Raw genomic sequence first — 24701 nt, 5'->3', positions numbered from 1 at the left:
CTTTCGTGCAAGGGGGGGACCGTCTCTGATGGACCTTCAGATCCGCTCGATCCGGGCGGGCAAACCGTGGCGCACCGCCGTGCCCGACACCGGATCGACCCAGACGCCAGCCTTCGCACGCGTCGGGTCCAACATGCCCAGATCATTCAAAAGCACACCCGCCGCCAGTCGCGGATCGCCCGGCATGGTCGCCCCGTCGATGGTGATGTCCTCAGCCCCAAAGCCGCGATGTCCAAAGCCATGTTCAATCGCCACCGTGTCAGGCGCGACGCCCGCCCGCACCACGGCAACGCTTTCCAATGTGCCGCCCGGCGTGGTCAGCCGGATCATGTCGCCGGTCTGAATACCATGCGCCGCCGCCAGATCGCGCCCGATGTTCACCGGGTTCGACGCCACGATGCGGAGCAGGGATTTCGCACCGACGGAATAGGAGTTCTGCAAGGGCGATTTGAAGCTGATCACCTGAATGGGCCAGTCTTCGCGCGGGTAGTGATCGCTGACTTTTGAGCCATCCGCAAACTCCGGCGCGCGCCAGGCGGGCGTGCCCGGAAGCCGCGTGCCGGTGGTGGCGCGGCGGAAACTCCCCAGTCCCTCGTTCCAGACCAGCATCGGCGGGTTGAAGGCATAGGTCGCCTTGTCGCCCTGATAGCTGCGCTCAATGTTTTCATAGCGCCCGCCCTTGGCGAAAATCGTCGCGGCCTTGCGCCATTCCTCGGGCTTTAGCGTGGCTTTCAGATCATCGGCGATGCGCGCGACGTTGGACAAAGCGATATCTTCGTCGGAGGCATCCGACACCGGCGCGCCGATCATCGCCACGTTCACAGCCCCGCGCAGATACCAATCCTCGGCGCGGTTCAGCGGGTGCAAAGTGCCCTCTGCGTCCGGGATCGCCGCGTCACCAAATCCCGGCAGGCCCATGCGTTTCGCGACCGCGATGAGGAAGGTCTCCATCCCCACCCGCTCGCCTTCGGCATTGGGGTCCATTTTCGGCTCAATGACCGGCCAACGGGCACAGGTCGCTTTGGTCGCCACACCGCCCCAGGGTTTGGTGAAGCCCCAGGTCTCATACATCACCGAGTCCGGCACGATATAGTCGGAGATCGCGGTGCTCTCATTGATGAACGGGTCGATGGAGATGATCAGAGGCACCACGGCGGGGTCTTTCATCTCGTCCACCAGATGCGCCACGCCGGGGACGCCGTAGATCGGGTTGGTGTTGCGGAAGATGAGCGCTTCGGCCTTATAGGGGTAGCCGGTGACCAGCGACGACATCCATTCGGTCGCAAGCCCCGGCGCGTTGGGATACCAGGGCGCATCGGCAGGGTAAGCGGCACCAGCGGCTTTTTTCGCTTTGAATTCAGAGGTTTTCTCATAGGGCACGTTGCGCCCGAAGGGCAGACCTTTGGCCTGCACAGCGCCGGGGAAACTTGCGAGATCGTAGGCGGGGCCCTTGTTTTCCGGGAAGCCACCGCCCGCAATCATCGTGCCGCCTTTCCAGTTCAAATTGCCAATGAGCGTGTTGAGCATCATCAACGCATAGGCGTTGTAGAACCCCGAGCCGTTCATCATGCCGCCATGGGAACTGACGGCGGCTTTGCGACCGTGGCTGGTGAATTCGCGGGCCAGATCGGTGAGTTTCTCGACCGGAATGCCGCAGTCTTTGGCATAGGCCTCCATGTCCTGCGACATTGCCTCTTCGCGCAAGAGCGTCAGCGCGGTTTTCACCGCGACAGGCCCGTTTTGGGTCTCGGCCACGCCATCAAAGAACAAAGGCGCGGCCGAGGCACCGGCAGGGACAGGGCCGGTAACTGGGCCGGTATCGGAAGAGATCATAAAGGGATCGGTCTCGGAATAGGCCTCGCCTTCGATAGAGAGGCCCATATCGGACCCGCGCAAGCAGTGTCCAAAACGCGGATGATCTGGCTCCACGATCACAAGATGGGTGGCGTTGGACCAGCTCATCTCGCCCGCCGCCTCCGCCGCCGCTTTCGAGGGCTGCGCCAGATATTTGGCGTCATAACGGTCGTTTTCAAACATCCAGCGGATCATCGCCATGGCCATCGCGCCATCGGTGCCGGGTTTGATCGCAAGCCAGCGCGCGCGCGCGCCCGAGGGGCCGTTTTGCGCGTTGTTGAGGATCGGATCGACCACGACATAGCTCAGATCGCCGTCGGCGCGGGCCTTGGCCACCAAATTGCCGATGCGTTTAAACGGGTTCCCGGCATTGCCCGGTGCCGTGCCCGCAAAGATCACGAATTCGACGTTGGTGAAATCGGGTTTGGCGTGCGGCATGGCTTTGAAATCGCCGAACATCGCGCCCGAGCCGGAGCGGTAGGCCCCGCCACAATAGGCGCCGTGACGGGTGAAATTGTTCGAGCCATAGCTCTGTTTCAGCCAGCGCAGCACAAAGTTATCGCGCCCGTCATCGACGCAGTTCATCCAGACGAGGTGATTGGCGCGCGAGCCGAACTCGGGCGCACCCTCCAGGGCAGGCGCGTCGAGATCGCGGATTTCGCGCAGACCGGCGACCGGGCCTTCGCCAAAGAGATCGCCGCCTTCGGTGACCTCTTCGACCAGTTGCTCGAAACTGATCGTCTGCCATTGGCCGGAGCCACGCGGGCCGACACGTTTCAAGGGTTTCAACACCCGGCGCGGGTTGTCGACCTGTTCCAGAACCGCATTGCCGCGCCCGCAGGCCGTCGAGCGACGTGTCAGCCCCTGCCCCGGTCCGGCCTGCGCCATGGCGGCAAAGCTTTCAGCGACAGAGGACTCGTAGGGGATAAAGGGATCGGTGCTCATCGGCGAATAGGGATTGCCCGCGACGCGCAGCACCTTGTTTTTGGCCTTATCGACCCGCACCCGCACGCCGCACATGGTCGTGCAGCCGATGCACATGGTATAGCTCATCGCCTGATCGGGGTTGAGCGTCACATCGCCTGTTTCGGGATCGACGGAGAACTCCGGCGGGATCGAATTACCGACGACATGTTCATCGCGGGGCTTTTCCCCGGACCATTTGCCTCGGGCGAGTTTCTGGACGGTCTCGGCATAGCCTGCCCCGAATGTGCCAAGCGCACCTGCGGCTGCGACACCTTTGAGAATATTGCGACGGTTGGTCATGTCAGATCTCCTGAGGGCTGGCAGATTTACGGGGGGCTTGGTCGGAGGTGCGCGCGGACGGTGTGGCATCCGCCGCGTCCCCCGACCATGGCACGAAGGTGGTGTAGACGATCATCAGAAAGACCCAGAGACCAAAGGTGCCGATGACTCCCATGAGGCCTGCGACTCCTGTCGGCATGAGCGCGTCATAGAGGCCGGAGCCGACTTTCGGCACGGCTTGGCCGCCCATGAACACGGTCCAGCGGAACATCCACGCGGCGTGGATCGCAATAAGCCCGGTGATCAGCCCGGTGTTGCGTGGCAGGGTCAGAGCGAGGACAAAGGGGATCGCCACGGAGGCTGCGCCCCAGAGCGCGATCTGTTGCCAGACCGGGAAGCCCGCGACGGAGGCCAGCGCTTCGGAATGCACCGGCGAGACGCCGGAGATCGCCACGGCGAACCATGCCCCCCCGAGCGCGGCCACAAGTGCCAGCGCCAAGGCAAGGCGGCGGTTGAGCGTGGCTTCCAAGGCGCCGTCGCGGCAGAGCATCCGTTCGAGGATCAACATCACCCCCAGCGCGCCGACGACACCCGTGGCGGCAAATTGCAGCGGCAAGAAGGGCGTGTTCCAAAGCGGACGGGCGCGCACGACCATCACTTCGGAGCCGGTGTAGACGAGGATGCCGAGAGCTGCGAGACCAGCCAGCATCCCGAGCGGACGCGCGAAACCATTCGAGGCCCCGCCCAAGGAGAACAGCCGGAACAACCAGGCGAACCGCCAGTCGTCCTGCCCCATGCGGTCAAATTCGGGCCGGTGGATCGCCCAGGCGAACAGCAGCATCAGCGCCACATAAGACGGCACGATCCACGCGCCCCAGGCCATCCACGAACTTTTATGTGTGTAGACGAAAAACTCCCAGAACCGGAAGGGTTGGTGCAGGTCGGCCAAAAGCGCGATAGGCGCGGTGATGCCGGTGGTGACAGCGACCATAAGCGCCAGACGCGCGGCGCGCAGGTCGGCGGATTTGCCAAAGACAAAGGCGGGAAGCGCCATCAGAAGGGATGTCACCGAGATGGCGACGAGAAAGAAATACTGCACCGCCCAAGGCTGCCATGCGGCGTCATGTACGGCGCCGACGAGTTCGTGAACTTGGGTTTCCATCACAGGCCCTCCCCATGGTGTTGCACGGCATCGGCCATTTCCGGGTGATAGGCGGCTTCGCCCGCCACACGCCCGTCGAGCACGTCATCGAGGCCGATGTAATAGACGTTCGGATTGGTGTGCATCTCGGGGCGCAACACCGAGACCTCATTGTCGCGCAGCATTTTCGACACTTCGCTCTCCGGGTCATTCAGATCGCCAAAGTTGCGCGCGCCGCCGACACAGGTTTCGACACAGGCGGGCAAGAGCCCCGCTTGCGTGCGGTGAAAACAAAAGGTGCATTTGTCCGCCACTTGGGTTTCGTGGTTGATGAACCGCGCGTCATAGGGACAGGCCTGCACGCAATAGGCGCAGCCAACGCATTTCGACGCGTCTACCAAGACCTCGCCATTCTCGGCCTTGAACGTCGCCTCGACCGGACAGACCGGCAGGCAGGGCGGATCGTCGCAATGGTTGCACAGCCGGGGCAGCATCACCATCGCGGGGTCTTGGCCCTCCTTGACCAATTCATAGACCGAAACATGGGTGCGAAACGCATCCTCGGGCACCGCGTTTTCCATGATGCAGGCGACGGTGCAGGCCTGGCAGCCGATGCATTTCCTGAGATCGACCACCATGCCCCAATGCGGGACATCTGTGCCTTCGGCGCTGGCGGATTGGCCGGCGCCCGCGACAGAGGCCGCGGCACCGATGGTCACCTGTCCGATCGCTCCTAAAAACCCGCGACGTGTCGTGTCCATTTGGCTGATCCTTTCTTGTGGCTCAGCCAGACCCTACGTCCGGGGCATTTTGCGCGGTATCGGCGGAAACCCGTGGGGCTTAGGGGTTTTCCCCTAGGTTTCGCCCCATCCCGCCGCGACAAGCCGCCGCACCATGTCCGCCGTGCTGGTGGCGGCGAGTTTAGCCATGGCGTTATGGCGGTGAATTTCCACGGTTTTCGGGCTGATGCCCAGCTCCGCCGCGATCTGTTTGTTCTGCAATCCGCGCACGACGGCGCGGGCCACTTCGGCCTCGCGCGCAGTCAGGCTGTCGATCTTGGTGGTGATTTCCGCGCGGTCTCCGGCCGCCTCGGCACGGGTGCGACTGAGTTCCAGCGCTTCCTTGATGCGGTCGATCAGCGCCATGCCCTGCACCGGCTTTTCAAAGAAATCCAAGGCCCCCGCCCGCATCGCCTTCACGGCCATCGGGACATCGCCGTGGCCGGTGATCATGATGACGGGCAAAGGGCAGTCGCGCTTTTGCAGCTCGTCCAACAGCTCAAGCCCCGACATCCCCGGCATCCGCACATCGGCGAGGATACAGCCCACAGGAGCCACAGGAGCCGCCACATCGAGCGCATCGAGAAAGGCCAAAGCCGACGCGTGGGTGGCGATCTCAAGGCCCAGAGAGCCCAAGAGAAACCCAAGCCCGTCGCGCACCGCGCGGTCGTCATCGACGATATGGATCAGGCCGGTTTCGCTCATGTTTCTTCCTTAATTGGCAACCAGATCAGCACCCTCAGACCGGGACCCTGTTCCGGGGCTTCGGCGCGCATCCAGCCGCCATGGGCCTCAACGATGGAGCGCGACAGCGCGAGCCCCAACCCGATGCCTTCCGGTTTCGTGGTATAAAAGGCCTCCGCGAAATGGTCCATCGCCTCCGCCGTCATGCCCATGCCATGATCACGCACCGAAAGACACAGCCCCGGCCCCCGGCTCAGATCGTCATAGCGCGCGGCGCGGATGTCCAGACTGCGCGCCTCCGGGTCCGTGTCGCCCATGGCGTCGATGGCGTTTTGCACGAGGTTCAACAGCACCTGTTGTAATTGCACCCGATCGGCCATGACCGTGGGCAGGGCAAACGCCACATGCACCCCGACGGTGACGCCCGCGCGATTGGCAGGGGCGGCATAGAGTGCTGCGCTTTCTTCGATCAGCGCCTGAATGTCAGTGGGCGCCATCTGGCTTTCGCGTTTGCGCACAAAGGCGCGGATGCGTTTCACCACGGTGGCAGCGCGATCCGCCTGCCCCGCCATTTCCTGTGAGGCCGTCACCATGTCCTCTTCGGAAAACCGCCCGGCCTCTATGCGCAGCAGGCAGCCCTGGGCATAGTTCGAGATCGCGCTCAGCGGCTGGTTCAGCTCATGCGCGATGGAGCTGGCCATTTCGCCCAAGATTGACAGCCGCGCCACATGTTCCAACTCGCGTCGGTGCTGCCGATCGGCGGCCTCGGCGCGCTGGCGGTCGATCATTTCCTGTTTGAGCTGGGCATTCGCCGTGTCGAGCGCCCGGGTCCGGCGGCGCACCAGCGTTTCAATCCGCACCGAATAGAGCGCCCAGAAGGCGAGCGCAGCGGCCAGCACGATCAGCCATTCGCGGTAGTCGGCGATGAATTCGCGCAGGGACACAGGCCCCGTGCGCGCGTAGGGCCCGATCTGGAGCTTGCGCAGCAGGTCGTGCACCGGCTGGTAATCCAAAGGCACGGTCCAGAGATTGCCCTCAGTCATCTGCATCAGAGCGATGGCGACCGCTTTGGCCAGCTCGGGTGAGGTGTGTTGCGCCTTGGCAAAGGGCCAGCCGGGATAGACCGCGCTGGAGGTGGCGCAGCCGGTGGCTTCGGTGGCCTCCGCGTTGAGAGCAAAGGGCTGGAGCGTGGCAAACCGTGCGGGGTCTTCTGCTTTGAGGTCTTCGAGCAGACAGGCGCGCAGCACCGCCGCCTCGGCGCGCCCGTCCAGCACCGCTTCAGCCACCTGTTGCATCGGATAGCCCGTGACCAAAAGCTCGACCTGCCCCGGAAGGCGGGCATCGTTGTCCTGCATCAAGGCGCGGACCAGTTGAGAGCCGCCGAAAGCCTCGGGCGAGACCACCGCAAGGCGATGGCCCGCAAGCTGTGTCAGCGTGTCCACACCGCCGGTCGAGACCAGCGTCGAGGCCACCGGCCAATCGCCTTCTGCCGTGGCGATCCGACTGATGTGGTGGTCATATTCAAGCGTCGCGTAATGGCCCGGATTGGTGATCACGAAATCCACCGCCTCCTCCGCCAAAGCCCGATCGAGGGCCGTGAGGTCGAGCGGCTCAAGTTGGAAGCGATGGTCCGGCAAAGCGGCATTCAGCGCGCGTTCGGTGGCCTTCCAATGGTCGAAAGAATGTTCGGCGGCGCGGTAGCTCAGCACGCCGATGCGCAGGGTGTCTTGGGCCGCAAGTGGCGACGCCAGAGAGAGGCCAGAGAGCGTGACGGCAATGCAAGCCCATGGAAATCTCATGTCAGTTTCGCGCCCTTTGTCACTCCCGCCCGAGTTCCCCTCTGACGGCCTCTCAGGGCGAAGCCAACACCATTCTGACGCGCGGGTCCAGTCGGCGAGACGATATGTCGCCAAGCCAGCGGATGTGGCGGTCTCTCAATACGCACATCCGGCCAAGGGGTGCCCCATGACCGGATGTTTTAAGGCTGAAATAAGGTCCCCCTCGGCCTGCGTCAGCACCCGGTGCGGGACACCACCGATTTCGCCGTGCGGAACAGGATTTCCATGTCCAGCATGAATGACATCTTGTTGTGGTAGCGCACGTCCAACTCGACACGCTCTTTGTAGGACACGTCGTTGCGGCCCGACACCTGCCAGAGGCCCGTCACACCAGGGCGGAGTGCTTCGTAGATGGCGGCGTCCTTGCCATACATCACCAGCTCAGGCTCCGTCACCGGGCGCGGGCCGATCAGGCTCATCTCGCCCTTGAGCACATTCCAGAGCTGCGGCAGCTCATCGAGGCTGGATTTGCGCAGGAAATTGCCCAGCGGCGTGACCCGCGGGTCGTTGCGCAGCTTGCGATCCTGTTCCCATTCGGCGCGCGCCACGGGATCGGATTTCAACAGCGCCTCAAGGCGTTCTTGGGAGTCCATCACCATGGTGCGGATTTTCCAACATTTAAAGGTTTTCCCCCCCTTGCCCACCCGGGCATGTCCGAAGAAGCCGGAGCCGCCGTCACGGCACACCATGAGGCAAAGTAAAAGGACGAGCGGCGCGATCATCGGAAGCAGCAAGAGCGACAAAACGATGTCAAAGACCCGTTTCATGGCCCCTGCATAGATCGGCACGATGTTGTAGTAGTACTGGTTACGCGGGAGTGTGGTGGAATCCTGCTGTTCCATCTGCGACATTTTAACAATCCACTTCATAAGCTCATAAGGGCACGTGCGCTCACCCGCACAAATGCGTTAACTCTTTCAAGAAGGGCCCCCCCTTCACCTGTGTCTCGAAAACCTCATGGGGCTTTTCGTGCTATTTGCGCTAAACGCGCCTGCCCGACGCAACATGCACCACTTTTATGTCTTTCATGCTAAATTCATTGGATTTGATCGCCTAGAAAACAATTTTTGGCTTGAAATCGGGGACACCCGCTCATTAACCAATCTTTAACCTTTATTTAACAATATTTTAACGAACGCCGACGCCTTCGCACCTGCAGAAAAAAACCTTTTGCCGTTCCTTGGCATCGGCGAAAACTCGCAAAAAAGAGCCTCTTCTGACAAAAAAATAGACCGTTTATAAATCTGACGCGGAAACCCACTCAACCTATGGGTAAGTGAACCCTGACCTTTTTCGCAGGCCTGTGTGCACTGCGGCGAATCAATCCTCGGCCATGACTGCGCCCAGATACCCCCCTCGACAGAATGACGTTGGGTCAAATGAGACCTCATCGGCAAAAAACGGCCCCTCACACCTCGGGCAAAACCGTCCCTCACATCGTGCAAAACCGCGCAAATTCGGCCCAAACTAAGCCAATACATGCAAAATGAGAGAGCCAAGGCGAAAATCGGCGCATCGCACAACTTTATCGCGAATAGTCTGGGCCTCGCAGCCGATCTATGGCATGAATACCAATGTGTTTAGTACCGAGTGTTTTTCCTGATCTGTTGCGCTAACATGTGACAAGAGACGGGACAAAGTGATCAATGTGATGTCAGCCCCACAGCAATGAATACTGACCCACTTTAGTGCGAGTACGATAACAAGGAATATTTCGTGAAGTCCAAAACGGCCAAAGTTGAATTTTCAACCGACAAGACCGAACGCGCAGCTCAACAGAATCCGGAAGGCGCAAAAACGACGACATCCGCCAAGGGTGCCGCGCTTCTCGCCCTGCCCTTTGCGCTGATCTTCACGGGTCTCCTGTTCCTGTCCTTCGACATCTCTCTTCTGTGGGCCATTCCGATCTATGGCGCGATCGGTGCGGTGTTGATCGTGGTCTTCTTGTTGGGGAGCTACCTCGCCAACCGCAACTGATCCGCGTTGCGCTCAATTCTTCCTCAGTCGCAAATCGAATAAGCTGTTTTTCCAGACGCCGTAAGAATGTCATGCTTCGCAGTCATATGGACTGTTGAGGCCATTTTTTATTGTTGGTCTCGTGCAAATATAGAACACTCTGAAGGTGTCCCGCGCGCTCCGGCCCTCGTAGTCGCGCGGTGTTATGTGGAAGAGACGGCAAGTGAACGGTTCAGTGGAAACACCGGGGCTCAAGAGCTTCATCATCAGCGTTGGGTCCCTGATCTCGGCGCGCAGCTTTGTCGCGATCTCGCAAATTCTCGTCCTTCCCATTCTCGCACGCCAGCTGACGGTCGAGGATTTCGGCCTCATGGGCCTCGCCATGACGCTGGTGATCTTTGCCAATACGCTCAGCGATGGCGGCATGGGGCGATCCCTGATCCGGCGCGAAGATGCCGATGAGGTGGAATGGTCCTCCGTCAACTGGCTGATGATCGGCGCGGGCGTGGCCTGTATGGTCTTTGTCGCCGGGCTCTCGCCCTTGGCCGCGCATTATTTCGACAGCGACCGGCTTGTGCCGCTTCTGCTCGTCATGTCGGTCATCCCGATGTTTTACGCGCTCACCGCCGCCCCCAATGCCGAGATCGAGCGGCGCGAGAATTACAGCGGCATCGCCAAGGTGCAGGTGATCGCCACCGTGGCGGGCATCGTCTTTGCTGTGGCGGGCGCCTTTGCCGGCATCGGGGTCTGGGCCTTGGTCGGTCAACAGGTCATGCTGGCCGCAGTGCGCATGGTGGGCATTTTCATGCTCTCTCATTTCCGCCCGAGCTTTGCCTTTTCGACCCAAGGGTTGCGTCCGCATTTGATCTACGCGCGCGACACGCTGGCCTCCGCCTTTCTCACCGTGATCCGCCAGCAATTGCCGATCATGATGATCTCCCGCGTCTTGGGTCAGATCCCCCTCGGCTATTTCGCCATGGCGCAGCGCTTCAACCGCCTGCCGCAATTCGGTCTCGCGGGGCCGATGTCCTCGGTCATCTATGTCCGCATGTCAAAGGCGCAAAAGTCGCCCGAAAAGCTGCGCGACATCTATTATGCCGGGATGCGGCTTTTGTCGGTGCTCCTGATCCCCTCGATGACCATGGTCGCGGTGGCGGGCCGTCCGGTGTTCTCCGTGCTCTTGTCGCCGGAATGGGCGCCGGTGGCGATGCTCTTTGCGCTGACCATCGGCGGGCTGGTGCTCGAGGCCATCGCGATCTTTTTCATGCAGGCGCTGTTTCGCGCCGTGTCGCGCACCGATCTTTTGCTGCGCACCTCGATCGAAGGCGTGATCCTGCGCATCGTCATGGTGCTCGTCGCGCTGCAATTCAGCCTCGAAGCGGTGGCGCTGAGCTTTACACTCTGGTCCCTCATCATGGTGCCGCGCAACTGGCAACTTGGCGCCCGCCTTGTGCCGATCACGCTCAAAGGCTGTCTCGCCCAGTTGATCCCATCGAGCCTCGTGGCACTCGTCGTGGCGGTCACCTATCTTTGGATCGAACACCTGACCGACCTGCCGAATGTGGCCTATTTCATGATCGCTGCGGCCTTTGGCGTGCTGGGCATCGCCTTGACCGCCGTGATCGACCGCCAGAAATCCAAATCCGCCCTCGCGGTGTTTCGCCATACGCCGCAGGTGCTGCCTCCCGTAACCCCCGCCGTTGGCCCCTAAAGTCTCCGGCCTTTTTTAGAGAGTGACGTGTAAAGATGACCAGCCCCGAGATGAAACGCCCGCCCCAGCCCGATTTCATCATCGGGGGCGCACCGAAATGCGGCACCACCTCTTTGCACTTCATCCTCGATCAACACCCGGAGATCGCCTTTCCCACGGATGAGGTGAACTACTTTGACGCCGACGATCCGTTCAACTGGCCCGATCTGTTTTTCGAACGCGGCGGGCGGCTCGATTACCGCGATCCCTCGCCCGACAACGCCGAGACGCGCGACTGGTATCGGGCGAAATATGCGGCTTTGGGCGATATGGCTCTCTTGGGCGAGGACAGCACGCGCTACCTGTTTTCGCCGATGGTGGCGCATCGCGTGAAACAGCGGCTGCCGGAGGCGAAGGTGATTTTCATGCTCCGCGATCCGGTGAAACGCGCCTATTCCGAATATTGGCACGCGATGAAGATGATGCGGGTCACCACGTCATTCGAGGGCGCCTTGACCGCCCTGCCCCAGATCGTGGCGGGTTCGACCTATGCGCCGCATTTGCAGCAATGGATCGACGTGTTGGGCCGCGACAGGGTGCATATCGTGCTTTTGGAGGACTTCAAGAACGACCGCCAGGCGGTGATGGACGGCATCGCGAAATTCATCGGCGTCGCGCCCTTTTCGCTTGAGGGCTATGAGTTGTGGTTCAACAAGACGAGTTACCCCGGCAAGCCGAAGCTCATGCAGTGGGTCAACGCCCTGGTCGGGCGGCGGGTGTCGCGGTTGCGCTATATGGGGCATATGCGGCGCGATACCGGCCTGCGTGAGAAGCTCGCCAACCGCATCTATCAATTCTACTTCCACAAGGTGAATCCGCTTTTGCTCACCGCCGACCGCCCGCCCGAAATGAAACCCGAGACCGCGCGCTATCTGTCGCGCCTTTTGTCGGATCGCAATGCCGGGCTGGACGCGCTTTTGGGGCGGGATTTGTCGAAGGTCTGGTCGTCCTGGTCGCCCGCGACGGCACCGGCAACGGACGACAAAGACAAGAGCATGGCCGCGCAGTAAGGGACAGAGTGAGGGGCATCAGCCCAGCGTCTGGAACAGCTCCAGATAGCGTTTGGCCCCCGCCGCCAGTGACAGGTTCTCACAGACATAATCCCGCGGCGCATAGCCCGCGTGGTTTTCCCAGAACCGATCAAAGGCCTCGACCAGCTCCGGCTGTTTGAACCGCACACCGCAGCGCTCGTCGAAATAGGGCACAGAGGAGACCTGAAGCCCCGGCGGCGCAATCGACAGATCGTGCGGACCGACGAGATGCCCCTCGTCCCAAGCAAAAATCGGCACGCCGGAGCACATCGCCTCCTGATAGGCCAGCCCCTGAGTTTCATGTTCGCACAAGAACGCCATCGAGCGCGCCCGCGCCAGCGCGCCGCGGAACTGTCCCAGATGGTGAAACCCGTAGCGCAGGATGTGATAGCTCAAGCCACGCGCCTCGAGATGCGCGATCAGCGGGTCCAACAGGTCGTCCTTGCGCTCATCGTAGTGCCAACGGATCTTGTCGTAGATCAGCACATCGATGTCCTTGTCCTGCCCCGAGAGATCGGGCCAGTTTTCGGTGTCAAGCCCGACGAACATCGGTTTGACCCGACTGCCCAGAACCGGCCGCCAGATTTGACAATACCATTCAGAGGGTTGGGTCACGATCTTGAGGTTGCAATTCTTGACCACGCGGAGCGCATCGTCGGGGTCCGGCACCTCGCCGGGACCGAACATCGCCGGATTTGGCAGGCGCACCTTGTCATAGACCGAGCGAAATCCGGTCAGCCCGACGGGCATGGTCGGATTGGCGCGGGCATAGGCAAAATCATTGAGCCGGATGGTGACGCCACTGGCCTCGAGACTGCGTTTCAGATTGAGAAAAGCGGTGTAGAACCCGGTGTAGGGTTGCAGGTTCTTGGCACGGCGATAGGCCTGTCGCAGGGTGCTTCGAATATGCGAGCGGGTGCGGCCAAAGGGGGCATCGTTGGCCTGCGTCTCATAGCCATCATAAAACAGCGCAATGGTTTTCGGGGCGGTTTTGCGGCTCATGCCTCGTCTCCCCCATAATGATGGGTTTGCGGCGGCACACAGGCCCCGCGCGCCACTCCGGCGTGGAACATGCTGCGCATCATCCAGAACCGATAGGTGCTTTCGCGGTACATCGTCAGCCCGGCCCTGAGCCTGCAATAGGCGCTCTTGGCGCCGGCACGCAGCACCAGTCCCAGCCGCTCCGCCAAGGGCGCGTTGCGCCCCGCAGAGGTCAGACAATGACCATAGGCCTGCCCGGTACTGAACCGGCGCTGCATCACCCAGTCCTTCGACATGCGTTTCTCGGCCACGGGTTCACGCACCTTGGCGTCCAATGTGATGTTCATATCGACGCCGCGCCGATGCAGGCGGAAAAAGAAATCCGTATCCTCGCCACCGGTGCGCCCATAGGCCTCGTCGAACCGCGCCTCGCGCACGCGGGCGTTGCGCAGGTCCAGCAAAACATTGCAGCTGTAGCCCGTCTCCACCACCCCGTCGCGGTCCAGCGGAATGTTGGAATGCACGTCGTTCTCGACCATCCATTCCGGCGTTTCCTCCGGGTAGATCGCATAGGACGGCCCGAAAATGACACTGGCGCCCGAGCGTCGCCAAGAGCGGAGCATGTTCTCCAGCCAGCCGGGATCCGCGGTTTCGTCATCGTCGATGAAAATCAACGCCTCGCCCTCGGCGGCGTCCAGACAGGCGTTGCGGGCAATCGCAATATTGCGCGCCGGTGCCGGACGATAGCGAATGTTGAGGCCGGTGTCCTGCGCCGCGACCGCGATTTTCGGGCCCAGCTCTGCGACATCGTCATTGTCGGCGACGATCACCTCGATGGTGTAGCCATCCGGCACGATCTGATTGCCGATCGAGGTCAGGGTTTCGAACAGTTCGGGACGCCGAAAGGTGCAAATGCCAATGGAGATCAGACAACTGTCCGCCGCCGTGCTTCCGCGTGCATATTTGAAAGTCTCTTTATTCATCACCCACACTGCATTCCGGAGCGGCTTTGGCCGCTTTCGAAACGCTTAGCCCCCTTGCCGGAAACACCACAACGCGGTTGCGACAGGCCCGGCATGCCCGAACGCAACACTGAAACACATGACGAAATCCGTCTCGACTTCGCTTTCGAGAAGTCTAACGCGCTTCAATCTCAAAGATACGACAGTTTTGAGCCCCACCCTAACGGAGATCGAAACCGGCTCTCTGCAGGCCTCTCAAAGCACATAAATTGGGCGCAAACCGGCCTCGCCCGACCAATCCGCGACCAAACGCACGTCACAAAACGCAAAAATACCACAGTTAAACCACACACGGCCAAGTCTCTGTGGGACATGCGAGGGCTTATTCGGAGGACTTATTCGGAGGGCATGGCCGTAAGCGTCGGGGCCTGTGCGCCATTGAGCCCGTGGAGGGAGCCCAGCGTTTTCCCCTCCGAAATCCGGTCCAAAAGCTGCGCCGCCGCGAGGCTGTCCGACAGGCGCATCAGCTGACATTCCCTCTCACCCCGGTGCAGCATGCGGGAGAATTCGTCGATCTGGAATTGCAGGCCCGAGCCTTCATAGACCGAGCCGATCTGTGTGCCATCGAGACGCAGGCGGTCAAGGAAAAACCGGCGCAGCACACGTCCCACAGAGGATTGCTTCAGCTTGTCCTTGAGGCCGCGTGTGCGGGGCGGCGCGGGGCTCGGCGTGCTGGTCGCGGGCTCTGCCGTGACCGGCGCCTCCGCGCTTTCCTTCACCTCCGGAAAATGCGTGATCCGACCGCCCAGCCCACAAAGGAACGGCGCATCCAAAGACAACCGCCCCTTGGTGCCGGTGATCTCCAACCGGTTGGGCAATTGCCCGCTGTGCGAGGCCGAGAGGGTCACAAGACAGCTCCCCTGCGCGCCGCCGCGCAGCACCGCCGACATATCGCGATCCGTGCCGCGCGCGGAATAGCGGACCTCGGAGGCGCAATAGCTCAAATCGCCCAAGAAAAACTGAGCCAGAGAAATAGGATAGACCCCCAAATCGCGGATCACGCCGCCGCCCAGAGACGGCTCGGCGACGCTTTTGTGGGGGCTGTCGTCGACCGGAAATCCCAGCGTGGCATTCAGGTGCAAAGGCATGCCGATCTCGCCCGCATCGAGACGACGACGCAGTTCGAGCACATTCGGCAGGGTACGCGTCCAGACCGCCTCCATCACCGGCACGCCCGCCTCTTTCGCGGCTTTGGCGATGGCGTCGACCTGGCTTGCGTTCATCGCCAGCGGCTTTTCACAGAGCACCGGTTTGCCATGGGCAATTGCCGCCAATGTGGCCTCGGCATGCAGGGCGGTGGGCAGCGCAATGTAGATCGCGTCGATCTCGGGCGAGGCCAGCATGTCGTCGTAGCCCTGAAAACAGAGGCACGCCTCAGGCGCGACACCGGCGAAATCCCTTAGCGCTTCGGCGCGATCCAAAGCGCGCGAGGCGATGCCCGCCAGACGGCTGTCGCGGCACAAGGCAATATCCGTCACGAAACGCCGCGCGATCATGCCCGCGCCCACGATACCCCATCGAATTTCAGCGCTCACCACGCAGAACCTCCATCACTTCACCACCAACCCACAAATTTATTTAGGTACTCCGACCAAGTAATCTACCGGTGCGCAAAACAAATTGTTCACCAAGACAGTTTATCAAATGAACTGAAACGCTTGGGGGCGCTTTGAAACAGGCTGCGATCTCGGCCAGATCACGTGCCTTGACCGCATCGATCAACCGCACCCAGTTGTAGCGTTTCATCGTATCAATCCAGAGCGCCTGAAGCGCGTCGCGCGCCGGTCCGGTCGCCGCATCGCGCAGGGCCTTGATCCGACGTGCCAGAGCGCCCAGATCCTTGGCGCCATGCGAGCCGCTCAACGAGTCCGGGCGCACCACGGCGAAATATCCGGCGGGCGGCACGATCTGAAACGCAGCCCCTGCCGCGAGCGCCTCGGCATAAAGCGCGAAATCCTCGCCCAGCCGCATGTCCTCGTGGTAGCGCAGGCCATGCTCCTCAAGGAATCCACGCAAAATCAAAGGCTTGAGAAACCCCATCTCGCCACGCGCGCCATTGTAGGTCGTCATATTGCCGCGCGTGAATTCCGCCAAATCGACAGCAAAACAATCCGAACCGGGTTTCGGGAGATCCAACAAGCGCGTGCGCGGGCCCTCTTCGTCGCCCTCCATCACCTTATAGAGATCGTCGGCCAGAATGGTGGCCTGCAACACACGGGCCTGCGCCAACATCCGCGCCAGACGCCCCGGCTCCATGAAATCGTCGCTGTCGAGCACGGTGACATAGGTGCCTTTTGCAATCTCCAGCGCCATGTTCCGCGCGCCCGAGGGGCCTTTGTTCACGCCAGTGGTCAGGGCGATCACAGTGTCATGCGCCTCCGCCAATTGTCGCGCCAAATCCAGCGTGTCATCCGGCGAGGCATCATCGACGATGATCACCTCGACCGCAACACCGGGCTGATCGAGACAGGAGTGCACCGCACGTTCCAGCGTCGCGACACATTTATAGGCGGCCACAATGACGGAGACGTCGATCTGCACTGTCTCGACCTGCACTGTCTCGACCACGGGTCAGCCCTCCTCGTGCCCCTCGGAGGCCGTCTCCGGCGCGCTCGCCTCCGTCGTCCAGGGCCCGAAGTCCTGACATTGCAACCCGCCCCGCCCTAAAGGCACATAGGACATGCAGCCATAGCGCGCCTGAACATCGGTTGTGGGATCGACGACCCCGGCCCAGGGCTCCTGCGGGCCGGTCACCGCCCAGATATTGGCGAAAAGCTTGCCGCGAAACAGGGGCATCGCGGTCTCGGACGCGGCGGCATAGAAAATCTCTTTGCCATCCGCAAACCAGCGCACGCCCTCGGGCCGCCACTCAAAGCGGTACAGATGCATGCCCTCGGAGGCGTCAAAGCCCAGCGGAATATGCCGCCCCGGCATTTGTTCGCCATCGACGAAAATATTGGCATAGAGCCCCGTCGTGTCCTTGCCCAGAAATTCGATGTCGATCTCGTGGTGCGGATCGCCGAATGTGCCGCCGGTATAGGTGAAGAACGACGAGACCACGCCATCGGCTTTGGCGGGCTGCATCACCACCTCATAGTCGCCATAGCCATGCCCGCCGTCGCGCTGAAGCTCGGCGCCCCAAAAGGCTTTCTCCGACCCTTCGGGCGCGGGCGAGAGGCTCAGGATGACTTCCTTGGCCTCGGCGTCATAGGCGATCCGGTCGCGGCGATAGCCGGTGACCATGGTGTCGCCACCGAAATCGAAATCCGACTGATAGAATCCCCCGAGATCGGCCTCGGTCTCAAACAGCTGAAAGAATCCGCTGATCGGAGGAAGCTCCCCCTGCAATTCGGGCGCCTCCTGCGCCGCTGCGCTTTGCGACACCAATGCGGCGCCTGCGAAAAGCGACATTATAAGGCAGGAGCGCAAGATTTTACGGTCAGAATGAAAGTACAGATTGTCTGACATACGGGGGAACCCTAACAATGAACACACAAGTAAGAGGTTAACACAGCTGTTCAGGCAGGGAAGCGTTCATGAACCTGCAGACCACAATAATGATCGCGGCATATAACGCAGCGCGTTTTTTGCCCAAGTCTATAGCATCTGCGCGGGAACAATCCGGTTTGACGCCGGAAATCCTTGTCGTCGACGATGCGTCCTCGGACGAAACCCCTCAAATCATGCGGGATTTCCCGGATGTTCGATATATCCAAATGCCACAAAACGGCGGCCCCTCCGTGGCGCGCAACCGGGCGATCGAGGCGGCGACCGGCGACTGGATCGCCGTTTTAGACGCCGACGACGACATGGTGCCGGGGCGTTTGTCCACAATGCTGGGACATGCGGTGGCGGCGGATGCGGATATTGTCTTGGGCAATTTCACCCGTGTCGACATCCACGGCGCGCCGGTGAATGGCGGCGTGTTTTTGACGCCTTCCGAGGTGGACCCGCTGCATCATCTGACGCTCGAAGATTACCTTTCCGGCAACCAGATGACGGCGGGCGAGAAATGTCTGGGCTATCTCAAACCGATGTTCCGGCGCGAATATCTTATGGAAACCGGGCTACGGTATGACCCGGCGCTGCGCAACAGTGAGGACTATCACATCATCGCCGCCGCGATTGCCGAAGGCGCCAAGGTGATCATCGCGCCCGAGCCGGACTACCTCTATCAACAGGCCGAAGGGTCGCTCTCCGCCACCGTGCCGCCGAAATATATCGAGGCGCTTTTGGCCGCCGACGCGGAGTTTGCGGCCAAGGTTCTGGCGCCCGGCGCCGAGACCCGCACGGAGCGTCTGGCCCAGATGATCGACATCCGCCGCACGCATCTTGAGACGCTGATGGCGGCGGAGGTGGTGATGACCCAGTTGAAAAACCGCCAGATTATCGCCGCCGGAAAGCTCTGCGCCACGAACCCCAGAGCGCGCAAACTGGTGATGACGAAACTCTCGGAAGCCGTTCGAAAACGGCTGCCGGGCGGATAAGTCGGGTCAATTATTCCTGCCGCAACAGCGGCCTGATGCCCTCGCCCGGCCCTTTGAGGCTCACATCATGCTCTGATGTCACGACCTGTGTTTCGGGCTGTGTCACGACCTGTGTTTCGGGCTGAACCTCAGGCTGAACCTCTTCCTGCACCTCCGAGCGGATCGTAGGCGCGGCCTCAGACAGAACCTCCGGCAGATCGTCGCCTTCCAGCACCACGCGTTCAATGCGCAGCACGTCGCCGCGTCCGATCAACGTGTCCGGCTCGACGCGCTTTTCGCCTGCGGCATCGCCATTTCGGGTCAGGAAATAAAAGGTCGCGACCTGATCCATCAGCGTCGAGGATTCGCCCCCCGCCGCCTCCACAAGCGCGCCGTAGGTTTCGCGGCGCAGACGCAGCTCTTCGATCTCACCTTGCAGGACCTGAAGCTCGCGCGCGGCTTCGACCTTGTCGCGCGAGCGCAGCGCCAGAATATCGCGTTCAGCCTCCTGATGCCGTTGGCGGGCGCGAAAAATCGCGGTTTCGATGTCAATCTGCTGGCTTTCCACGTCAAAAAGCGATTCCTGCGCGTCGCGGATTTGCACCGACCGCGCCAGCCCGCTTTCTTTCAGAGACAGCATATTGTCGAGGTTCTCCTGTGCCAGATCGATCTGGGTCGAGAGCCCGTCGAGCTTTTCTTCGAGGCTCGCGATCTCGGTGTTCAACAACTCTTTCAGTCCCTCGAGGTTTTCGACCTCCAGCGCCTTGGCTTCGCGCCGTGCGTCCAGCTGTTGTTGCTCGCCCTCGATCACCCGTTGCAGCGCGGCGGCGCCGTCGGGATGGGTGAGGTCTTCGGGCAAGGTGATCCTCTCGGCGTCGTCGCGCATGGCGCGGTAGCGGGCGGCGGAGACCTCCGCGCGCAGGATCTCGCGGCGCAGTTGCGACAGCGTGCCACTGTCGATCATCAGGCTGCGCACATTGCTATCAAGCCCCCCCGCCAGACGCGGCGCACCGCCGGCCATGGCGAAGGCCTGATAGACGGTGCGGTCGGGCCGGGCCTCGAATTCGCCGGGACGCGCCACATCGCCCAGCACGAAAAATGGCGCATAGGCGGCGATGTTGAGGGTGACGACGGGGGTTTCCACCATCTGCGCGCGGTTCTGCAAAATCCCGGCGATCTCAAGGCTCAGTTCCTCGCGGGACACATTCACCGCCGGGAGAGAGCCCACCAGCGGCAGAGTCAGCGTGCCCTCCGCCGAGACCGTATAGATGCCGGAGACCGGTTCCCATTGGCGATATTCCAACTCCGCGTCTTCCCAAATGACGATGCTGAGCGCGACCTGATCGCCGACGCCCAGAAACCCTTTCTGAGCCTCACGCAAGGAGGACGCCAGCGAAAGACCCGCAGGATTCGGCACCTCCGAGAGGGCCATATCGCCCGTCACGTCCTCTTGTGCCGCCGTCCAAACGCCCACGGATTGGGCCGAAAGCGGCTTTATTGCGGGCAAAGACATCAAAAACGCACAGAAAATGCCCAACGACACCGTTGGAACGGCCCCCCTGTGCGTCTGACGATCTATCGTAGGAGCAAGCAGATGCATCTTTGTCACCTTTTAAGCATAGTACCTAGAGCCAGACACCATCTGGCCATGTTGTACGGGGGAACACTGTTATGGTTGCGCAAATTACCGCGCTTGTGCCAACTTTTAATCGCGGGGCCCTTCTTGCCGAGGCGATCGAGGCGATTTTGCTGCAAAAACGGGCAGTCTCGCAGATCATCGTCTGGGATGACGGCTCAACAGACAACACTTCCGACATCATAGCCCCCTATCTGCGCAATGAGGGCGCGAGGATCGACTATCGGCGCGCAGAGAATGCCGGAAAGTCCGCCGCATTGAATCAGGCCATGGAGCTGGCTCAGGGGGATTATATCTGGATTTGTGACGATGATGATATCGCACTGCCGGATGCGACACAAAAACTGGCCGCCATTCTGGATGAAAAGCCCGAAGTTGGCTTGGCCGCAGGCGCGCACACTCGGTTTTCCACCGCGCCTGAAAGTGGCACAAAAGAGCTGAGCGACGCGGGGTACTGGCCGAACCTCACCTCCGGTAGCCCGCTGCGTCATGTGCTTGAAGACATCTTCTTTTTTCAAAACGCCACGCTGGTGCGCCACGCCTGCTATGACAAGGTCGGGCCCTTCTCCGTCGATCTGGCGCGCTCAATCGATTACGACATGACGGTGCGGCTGATGGCGCGCTACCCGGCGGAGGTGATCGAGGACACGGTGTTTTTGCAACGCAAACACGACGGCGAGCGCGGCCCCGCCTGGCAACGTCATGCGGCGAAATCCTCGGACGATGTGTGGCGCAACGCCGACAAAGTCGTGTTCGAACGGCTGCGCGACCGCATTCCTTTGTCTCTCTACGAGGCGATGTTCGAATGCGACACGCCGGAACTTTGCACCCGCGCGGCCCTGTTGCAGCGCGGCGCGGTCTATGCCCGGCGGCGCGATTGGAACCAGGCCCTCGAAGATTTCGAAGCGGCTGTTCTGATCCGTCCCGAATTGGCCTTAAGCCCCGAGGAATGCCGGATCGCGATCCGGGCCGTGGCGGGCAAACATGGCGCGCAGGAGCTGTTTGAGCCCCCCACGCGCAAGCGCATTCTCGACATCTCGAAACGTGCGGCGGCGGGCAAATCCTTGGCTCGGGCGCTGTCGCGTGGGGCGGTTTGGCGGCTGCGCGAGGCGATCAAGGGCAAAAAACCCACCGAGGTGCTGGCGATCACCGCCCTTTTGGCCGCCCTGCCGCCTTGGTCGATCCCGACCGCCACGGGGCGGGCCTTGAGCGAACGCGACCGGCTGCCGTTGGAGGCCTACGCATGGTAAAAACCCCGCCCGACCGCATCATCGTGCTGATCCCGACCCTCAATGAGGCGCAGCACATTGAGGCCGTTCTCACGCAACTTTTGGCGCAGGACGCGGTGGCGGGACAGGCTCGCGTGATCGTGGCCGATGGCGGCTCCACCGACGGCACGCGAGCGATCGTCGAAGGCCTCACCACCCGCTTTCCCAATGTCGAATTGCGACACAACCCGAAACGCACCCAGGCCCATGCCATGAACATGCTTTTGGCGCCGGAGTTCGACGGCTATGACATTGCGATCCGCTGCGACGCGCATGCCGCCTACCCGTCTGATTTCATCTCGCGCCTGTGCGCCGAGTTGGACCGGCAACCCGATATTGCCTCTATCGTGATCCCGATGGATGCGGTCGCGGAAGGGAATTGTTTTCGTCGCGGTCTGGCCTTTGTCGCCGACAGCAAGCTGGGCGCGGGCGGCTCACCGCATCGCGGCGGCGTCAAATCGGGCTATGTCGAGCACGGCCACCACGCCGCCTTTCGCCTCGATGCCTTTCGCGCGATGGAGGGCTATGACACCAGCTTCATCGCCAATGAGGACGCCGAGTTCGACCGCCGCCTCATCGCATCCCGGCGCAAGATCTGGCTCGATGCCAGTATTCGCATCGGTTATTCTCCGCGCGACAGCCTGCGCGGGCTATGGCGGCAATATTACAAATACGGTGTCGGGCGGGCGCGCAACTGTATGAAACATGGCGATATTCCCGCGCCGCGTCAGATGATCCCTGTGGTGCATGTGCTGTTGCTGGTGCTGTCGCTTTTGATCCTGCCGTTTAGCCTTTTGGGGCTGATCTGGCCGGTTTTCTACCTGCTGCTGCTGAGCGGGGTTGCGATCCTCATGGCGCAAAAGCATCAGGCGCTGTGTGGCCTTGTGGCGCTTCCCGCGCTGGCGGCGATGCACACGTCTTGGGGGATTGGCTTTTTGGTCGGCCTCGCTCAGGCGCGCAAGGCGGGGCGCTGAGATGTCTGGTGAGATCAAACATATCGCCTTTTTCGGCCATAACGCCAAGGATTCCGCCGTGCGCCGCCGCGCCATTGCGATGCAGCGCGCGGGCTTTGAGGTCACGGGCTTCATGCCCCGACGCGGTGAGGCGACGCCCGTGCCCTTCGACTGGGTCGATCTGGGCGAAACCCACGACAATGACTATGTGCATAGGGTCAAATCCATCTTTACCGGCGCCAAAACCGCGCTCGCCCAGCGCGCCACTTTGGACCGCGCCGATCTGTTCTACGCCCGCAATCTCGACATGCTGGCGACCGCTTTGCGGGTGCGTCGCTTGATGAAATCTTCCGTGCCGGTGGTCTACGAATGCCTTGATATTCACCACCGGCTGGCGGGGGATGCTCTGTCCGCGAAGGCGTTTCGGCAGTTCGAGAAGAGGCTGGTGGAGGCCAGCGATCTTGTCGTCGTGTCCTCTCCGCGCTTCGAAGAGGAACATTTCCGGCGTTATTATCCGGGGCGGTATCAGCACATGCTGATCGAGAACCGGCTGATCGAGGGCGACGCTTTTGGGCCCCGCCCCGAACATGCCCTGCCGCATATTCCGGGGCGGCTTAGACTTGGCTGGTTCGGCAATCTGCGCTGTCGGCGCTCTCTGGAGTTGCTCAAGGACCTCGCCCGGCATTTCCCCCATGCGGTCGAGATCGTGCTGCGCGGCTATCCGGCGCTGTCGGTCATTCCCGATCTCGAAGGCGAAATCAAAGGCTTCCCCAACATCACCTATCACGGTCGCTATAAGGCGCCCGAGGATTTGAACCAGATTTACGGCGAGGTCGATCTGGTCTGGGCGGGGGATTGGTATGAGGCGGGGTTCAACTCATTGTGGCTTTTGCCCAACCGGGTCTATGAGGGCGGCTATTTCGGCGTGCCGGCCTTTGCGCCCGAGGGCACAGAGACCGCCAAATGGCTGCATGATCATGGCATCGGGCTGATTGTTGGCGATCCGGTGGAAACGCATTTTATCCCGCTGGTCCAGCACCTGTTGAACGATCCCTCCCCCATGCTGGAGCTGCGCCGGTCGCTGGCCGCCCTGCCCCGCGACACCTTCGTTGAACCGCCCGCCGTCATGCATGAGATGGCCCAGCGCGCGCTGGTCGCTCATCGTGGTGACGCCTCTCGGAAAGACCAAACCTATGCCTAATCCTCAATCCTCTGTTCAGGAGTTAACCCCCTAGGAGATGCAACCTATGGACAAGAAATGCGACCTTCCCCGCGACCTTCCGCATGCCATCGTGATCGGCACCCCAAAATCCGGCACCACCACGCTCTGCGGTGCTTTGATGCGACACCCCGACATCTACATGTATCCAAAGAAGGAAACGCATTTCTTCAACGACCTGTTCACCAAGCGGGGCATGGAGTGGTACAAAAGCCTGTTCGACCCCGCCCCGGACGGTGCGCTTTTGATGGAGGGCACGCCGGATTACGCGATGTCCCATTGTGTCGAACGCACGGCGGAGCGGATCGCCGACACGATCCCCGATGCCAAACTCATCATGATGGTGCGCAACCCGATTGAGCGGATCGAAAGCCATTACGTCCAGATGCTATCCAACGCCCGCGAGGTGGTTCCCATCGATGAGGCTCTGGACAAATGGCCGGAGATTGTCGGCACAAGCGACTATGGCGCCACGGTCGAGACCCTGCGCCAGCATTTCCCCGACGATCAGATTTTGGTGCTGTTTCTGGACGACTACAAGGCCGACAAGGATGCGGTCCACGCGCAGGTGCTTGAGTTTCTGGATGTCGATGCGTCGGAGACTGCCTTGGCGGCGCTCTCGGAACAACAGGCGCTGCACAAACGCGAGAACCAAGGCATGGACGGCGCACTTTTGGCGCGGCTCCGACGGTGGAAATATTACGACCGCTTGAACATGATGATGCCCAAGGGCGTGATCGCCATGGGCAAAAAACTGCTGCGCAAGCCGCTCAAAGTGCCGTCCGAACTGCCCCCCAAGACACGGGCGCGTTTGGAGGCGGATTTCGCGCCGAAATGGGCGGAGTTTCAGAGCGAGTTTCGGTAGGGGCGCCCCCGCT

The 24701-nt window shown here is 61.4% G+C and carries 20 protein-coding genes; 8 read left to right on the top strand and 12 right to left on the bottom strand.

Features of this window, described 5'->3' with window-relative positions:
* Nucleotides 1–36: 36 nt before the first annotated feature.
* The 6 genes from LC094_RS03085 to LC094_RS03060 form a co-directional block, all read right to left on the bottom strand.
* Nucleotides 37–3120, bottom strand: coding sequence for a molybdopterin dinucleotide binding domain-containing protein (locus LC094_RS03085; protein WP_226550168.1), 3084 nt, complete (start codon nucleotides 3118–3120; stop codon nucleotides 37–39).
* Between the two features lies 1 nt (nucleotide 3121).
* Complete coding sequence (gene nrfD, locus LC094_RS03080) at nucleotides 3122–4261, bottom strand: NrfD/PsrC family molybdoenzyme membrane anchor subunit (RefSeq protein ID WP_226550166.1); 1140 nt, start codon at nucleotides 4259–4261, stop codon at nucleotides 3122–3124.
* A complete protein-coding gene (gene dsrO / locus LC094_RS03075; protein WP_226550164.1) occupies nucleotides 4261–5001 on the bottom strand; it encodes a sulfate reduction electron transfer complex DsrMKJOP subunit DsrO in 741 nt (246 codons plus the stop codon). Before dsrO ends, nrfD begins: the two co-directional genes overlap by 1 nt.
* Nucleotides 5002–5094: 93 nt before the next feature.
* On the bottom strand, nucleotides 5095–5724 hold the full coding sequence (locus LC094_RS03070) for a response regulator transcription factor (protein WP_226550162.1): 630 nt from the start codon (nucleotides 5722–5724) through the stop codon (nucleotides 5095–5097).
* On the bottom strand, nucleotides 5721–7502 hold the full coding sequence (locus tag LC094_RS03065) for a sensor histidine kinase (RefSeq protein ID WP_226550160.1): 1782 nt from the start codon (nucleotides 7500–7502) through the stop codon (nucleotides 5721–5723). The genes LC094_RS03070 and LC094_RS03065 overlap by 4 nt, the downstream gene beginning before the upstream one ends.
* 212 nt (nucleotides 7503–7714) lie before the next feature.
* Entirely contained in the window at nucleotides 7715–8392 is a 678-nt protein-coding gene (locus LC094_RS03060; protein ID WP_226550158.1) for a sugar transferase, read from the bottom strand.
* Nucleotides 8393–9257: 865 nt separating this feature from the next.
* Here LC094_RS03060 and LC094_RS03055 point away from each other — a divergent pair.
* The 3 genes from LC094_RS03055 to LC094_RS03045 all read left to right on the top strand — a co-directional run bounded on the left by LC094_RS03055 (nucleotide 9258) and on the right by LC094_RS03045 (nucleotide 12257).
* Nucleotides 9258–9518: a hypothetical protein gene (locus tag LC094_RS03055; RefSeq protein WP_226550155.1), complete on the top strand. Its 261-nt coding sequence runs from the start codon at nucleotides 9258–9260 to the stop codon at nucleotides 9516–9518.
* A gap of 202 nt (nucleotides 9519–9720) precedes the next feature.
* The gene (locus LC094_RS03050; protein ID WP_226550154.1) at nucleotides 9721–11208 is read left to right on the top strand and encodes a lipopolysaccharide biosynthesis protein; all 1488 of its coding nucleotides are present in this window, start codon (nucleotides 9721–9723) and stop codon (nucleotides 11206–11208) included.
* A 35-nt stretch (nucleotides 11209–11243) separates the two neighbouring features.
* Entirely contained in the window at nucleotides 11244–12257 is a 1014-nt protein-coding gene (locus LC094_RS03045) for a sulfotransferase family protein (RefSeq protein WP_226550153.1), read from the top strand.
* A gap of 18 nt (nucleotides 12258–12275) precedes the next feature.
* On the opposite strand, the gene LC094_RS03040 is transcribed toward LC094_RS03045, so the two are convergent.
* The 5 genes from LC094_RS03040 to LC094_RS03020 all read right to left on the bottom strand — a co-directional run bounded on the left by LC094_RS03040 (nucleotide 12276) and on the right by LC094_RS03020 (nucleotide 17692).
* Nucleotides 12276–13280 (bottom strand): glycosyltransferase, encoded by a 1005-nt coding sequence (locus tag LC094_RS03040; protein WP_226550152.1) that lies wholly within the window; start codon nucleotides 13278–13280, stop codon nucleotides 12276–12278.
* The gene (locus LC094_RS03035) at nucleotides 13277–14242 is read right to left on the bottom strand and encodes a glycosyltransferase (RefSeq protein ID WP_226550150.1); all 966 of its coding nucleotides are present in this window, start codon (nucleotides 14240–14242) and stop codon (nucleotides 13277–13279) included. The genes LC094_RS03040 and LC094_RS03035 overlap by 4 nt, the downstream gene beginning before the upstream one ends.
* 374 nt (nucleotides 14243–14616) lie before the next feature.
* Nucleotides 14617–15816: a Gfo/Idh/MocA family protein gene (locus LC094_RS03030; protein ID WP_226550148.1), complete on the bottom strand. Its 1200-nt coding sequence runs from the start codon at nucleotides 15814–15816 to the stop codon at nucleotides 14617–14619.
* A gap of 43 nt (nucleotides 15817–15859) precedes the next feature.
* Nucleotides 15860–16849, bottom strand: coding sequence for a glycosyltransferase family 2 protein (locus LC094_RS03025; RefSeq protein WP_226550145.1), 990 nt, complete (start codon nucleotides 16847–16849; stop codon nucleotides 15860–15862).
* Between the two features lie 3 nt (nucleotides 16850–16852).
* Nucleotides 16853–17692 carry a family 16 glycosylhydrolase gene (locus LC094_RS03020; protein ID WP_226550142.1) on the bottom strand — a complete coding sequence of 280 codons (840 nt, stop codon included), beginning with the start codon at nucleotides 17690–17692 and terminating at the stop codon, nucleotides 16853–16855.
* A gap of 125 nt (nucleotides 17693–17817) precedes the next feature.
* Here LC094_RS03020 and LC094_RS03015 point away from each other — a divergent pair, with 125 nt between their 5' ends.
* Entirely contained in the window at nucleotides 17818–18768 is a 951-nt protein-coding gene (locus LC094_RS03015) for a glycosyltransferase family 2 protein (RefSeq protein WP_226550139.1), read from the top strand.
* Between the two features lie 10 nt (nucleotides 18769–18778).
* Here LC094_RS03015 and LC094_RS03010 read toward each other — a convergent pair whose 3' ends face one another.
* Nucleotides 18779–20260 carry a polysaccharide biosynthesis/export family protein gene (locus tag LC094_RS03010; protein ID WP_226550137.1) on the bottom strand — a complete coding sequence of 494 codons (1482 nt, stop codon included), beginning with the start codon at nucleotides 20258–20260 and terminating at the stop codon, nucleotides 18779–18781.
* 158 nt (nucleotides 20261–20418) lie between these two features.
* On the opposite strand from LC094_RS03010, the gene LC094_RS03005 reads away from it, so the two are divergent.
* From LC094_RS03005 to LC094_RS02990, 4 genes are read left to right on the top strand one after another with little or no spacing between them, the layout of a single operon-like run.
* Nucleotides 20419–21633 (top strand): glycosyltransferase, encoded by a 1215-nt coding sequence (locus LC094_RS03005; RefSeq protein ID WP_226550135.1) that lies wholly within the window; start codon nucleotides 20419–20421, stop codon nucleotides 21631–21633.
* A complete protein-coding gene (locus LC094_RS03000; protein ID WP_226550134.1) occupies nucleotides 21627–22625 on the top strand; it encodes a glycosyltransferase family 2 protein in 999 nt (332 codons plus the stop codon). Before LC094_RS03005 ends, LC094_RS03000 begins: the two co-directional genes overlap by 7 nt.
* A 1-nt stretch (nucleotide 22626) precedes the next feature.
* The gene (locus LC094_RS02995; protein WP_226550132.1) at nucleotides 22627–23805 is read left to right on the top strand and encodes a glycosyltransferase; all 1179 of its coding nucleotides are present in this window, start codon (nucleotides 22627–22629) and stop codon (nucleotides 23803–23805) included.
* A 46-nt stretch (nucleotides 23806–23851) separates the two neighbouring features.
* The gene (locus LC094_RS02990; RefSeq protein ID WP_226550130.1) at nucleotides 23852–24688 is read left to right on the top strand and encodes a sulfotransferase family protein; all 837 of its coding nucleotides are present in this window, start codon (nucleotides 23852–23854) and stop codon (nucleotides 24686–24688) included.
* Nucleotides 24689–24701 lie beyond the last annotated feature (13 nt).

The organism is Celeribacter naphthalenivorans (genome assembly GCF_020524585.1).
Lineage (GTDB): Bacteria > Pseudomonadota > Alphaproteobacteria > Rhodobacterales > Rhodobacteraceae > Celeribacter > Celeribacter naphthalenivorans.
Note: the sequence above shows the minus strand (reverse complement) of the source record. Positions and strands in the feature narration are given on the sequence as shown.

Bases quoted from the DNA above. Each gene is read 5' to 3' on its own strand.
- LC094_RS03015 (WP_226550139.1), top strand. From the start codon at position 17,818: ATGAACCTGCAGACCACAATAATGATCGCGGCATATAACGCAGCGCGT.
- LC094_RS03005 (WP_226550135.1), top strand. From the start codon at position 20,419: ATGGTTGCGCAAATTACCGCGCTTGTGCCAACTTTTAATCGCGGGGCC.
- LC094_RS03040 (WP_226550152.1), bottom strand. From the start codon at position 13,280: ATGAGCCGCAAAACCGCCCCGAAAACCATTGCGCTGTTTTATGATGGC.
- LC094_RS02990 (WP_226550130.1), top strand. From the start codon at position 23,852: ATGGACAAGAAATGCGACCTTCCCCGCGACCTTCCGCATGCCATCGTG.
- LC094_RS03065 (WP_226550160.1), bottom strand. From the start codon at position 7,502: ATGAGATTTCCATGGGCTTGCATTGCCGTCACGCTCTCTGGCCTCTCT.
- LC094_RS03020 (WP_226550142.1), bottom strand. From the start codon at position 17,692: ATGTCGCTTTTCGCAGGCGCCGCATTGGTGTCGCAAAGCGCAGCGGCG.
- LC094_RS03060 (WP_226550158.1), bottom strand. From the start codon at position 8,392: ATGTCGCAGATGGAACAGCAGGATTCCACCACACTCCCGCGTAACCAG.
- nrfD (WP_226550166.1), bottom strand. From the start codon at position 4,261: ATGGAAACCCAAGTTCACGAACTCGTCGGCGCCGTACATGACGCCGCA.
- LC094_RS03035 (WP_226550150.1), bottom strand. From the start codon at position 14,242: ATGAATAAAGAGACTTTCAAATATGCACGCGGAAGCACGGCGGCGGAC.
- LC094_RS02995 (WP_226550132.1), top strand. From the start codon at position 22,627: ATGTCTGGTGAGATCAAACATATCGCCTTTTTCGGCCATAACGCCAAG.
- LC094_RS03010 (WP_226550137.1), bottom strand. From the start codon at position 20,260: ATGTCTTTGCCCGCAATAAAGCCGCTTTCGGCCCAATCCGTGGGCGTT.
- dsrO (WP_226550164.1), bottom strand. From the start codon at position 5,001: ATGGACACGACACGTCGCGGGTTTTTAGGAGCGATCGGACAGGTGACC.
- LC094_RS03070 (WP_226550162.1), bottom strand. From the start codon at position 5,724: ATGAGCGAAACCGGCCTGATCCATATCGTCGATGACGACCGCGCGGTG.
- LC094_RS03000 (WP_226550134.1), top strand. From the start codon at position 21,627: ATGGTAAAAACCCCGCCCGACCGCATCATCGTGCTGATCCCGACCCTC.
- LC094_RS03085 (WP_226550168.1), bottom strand. From the start codon at position 3,120: ATGACCAACCGTCGCAATATTCTCAAAGGTGTCGCAGCCGCAGGTGCG.
- LC094_RS03045 (WP_226550153.1), top strand. From the start codon at position 11,244: ATGACCAGCCCCGAGATGAAACGCCCGCCCCAGCCCGATTTCATCATC.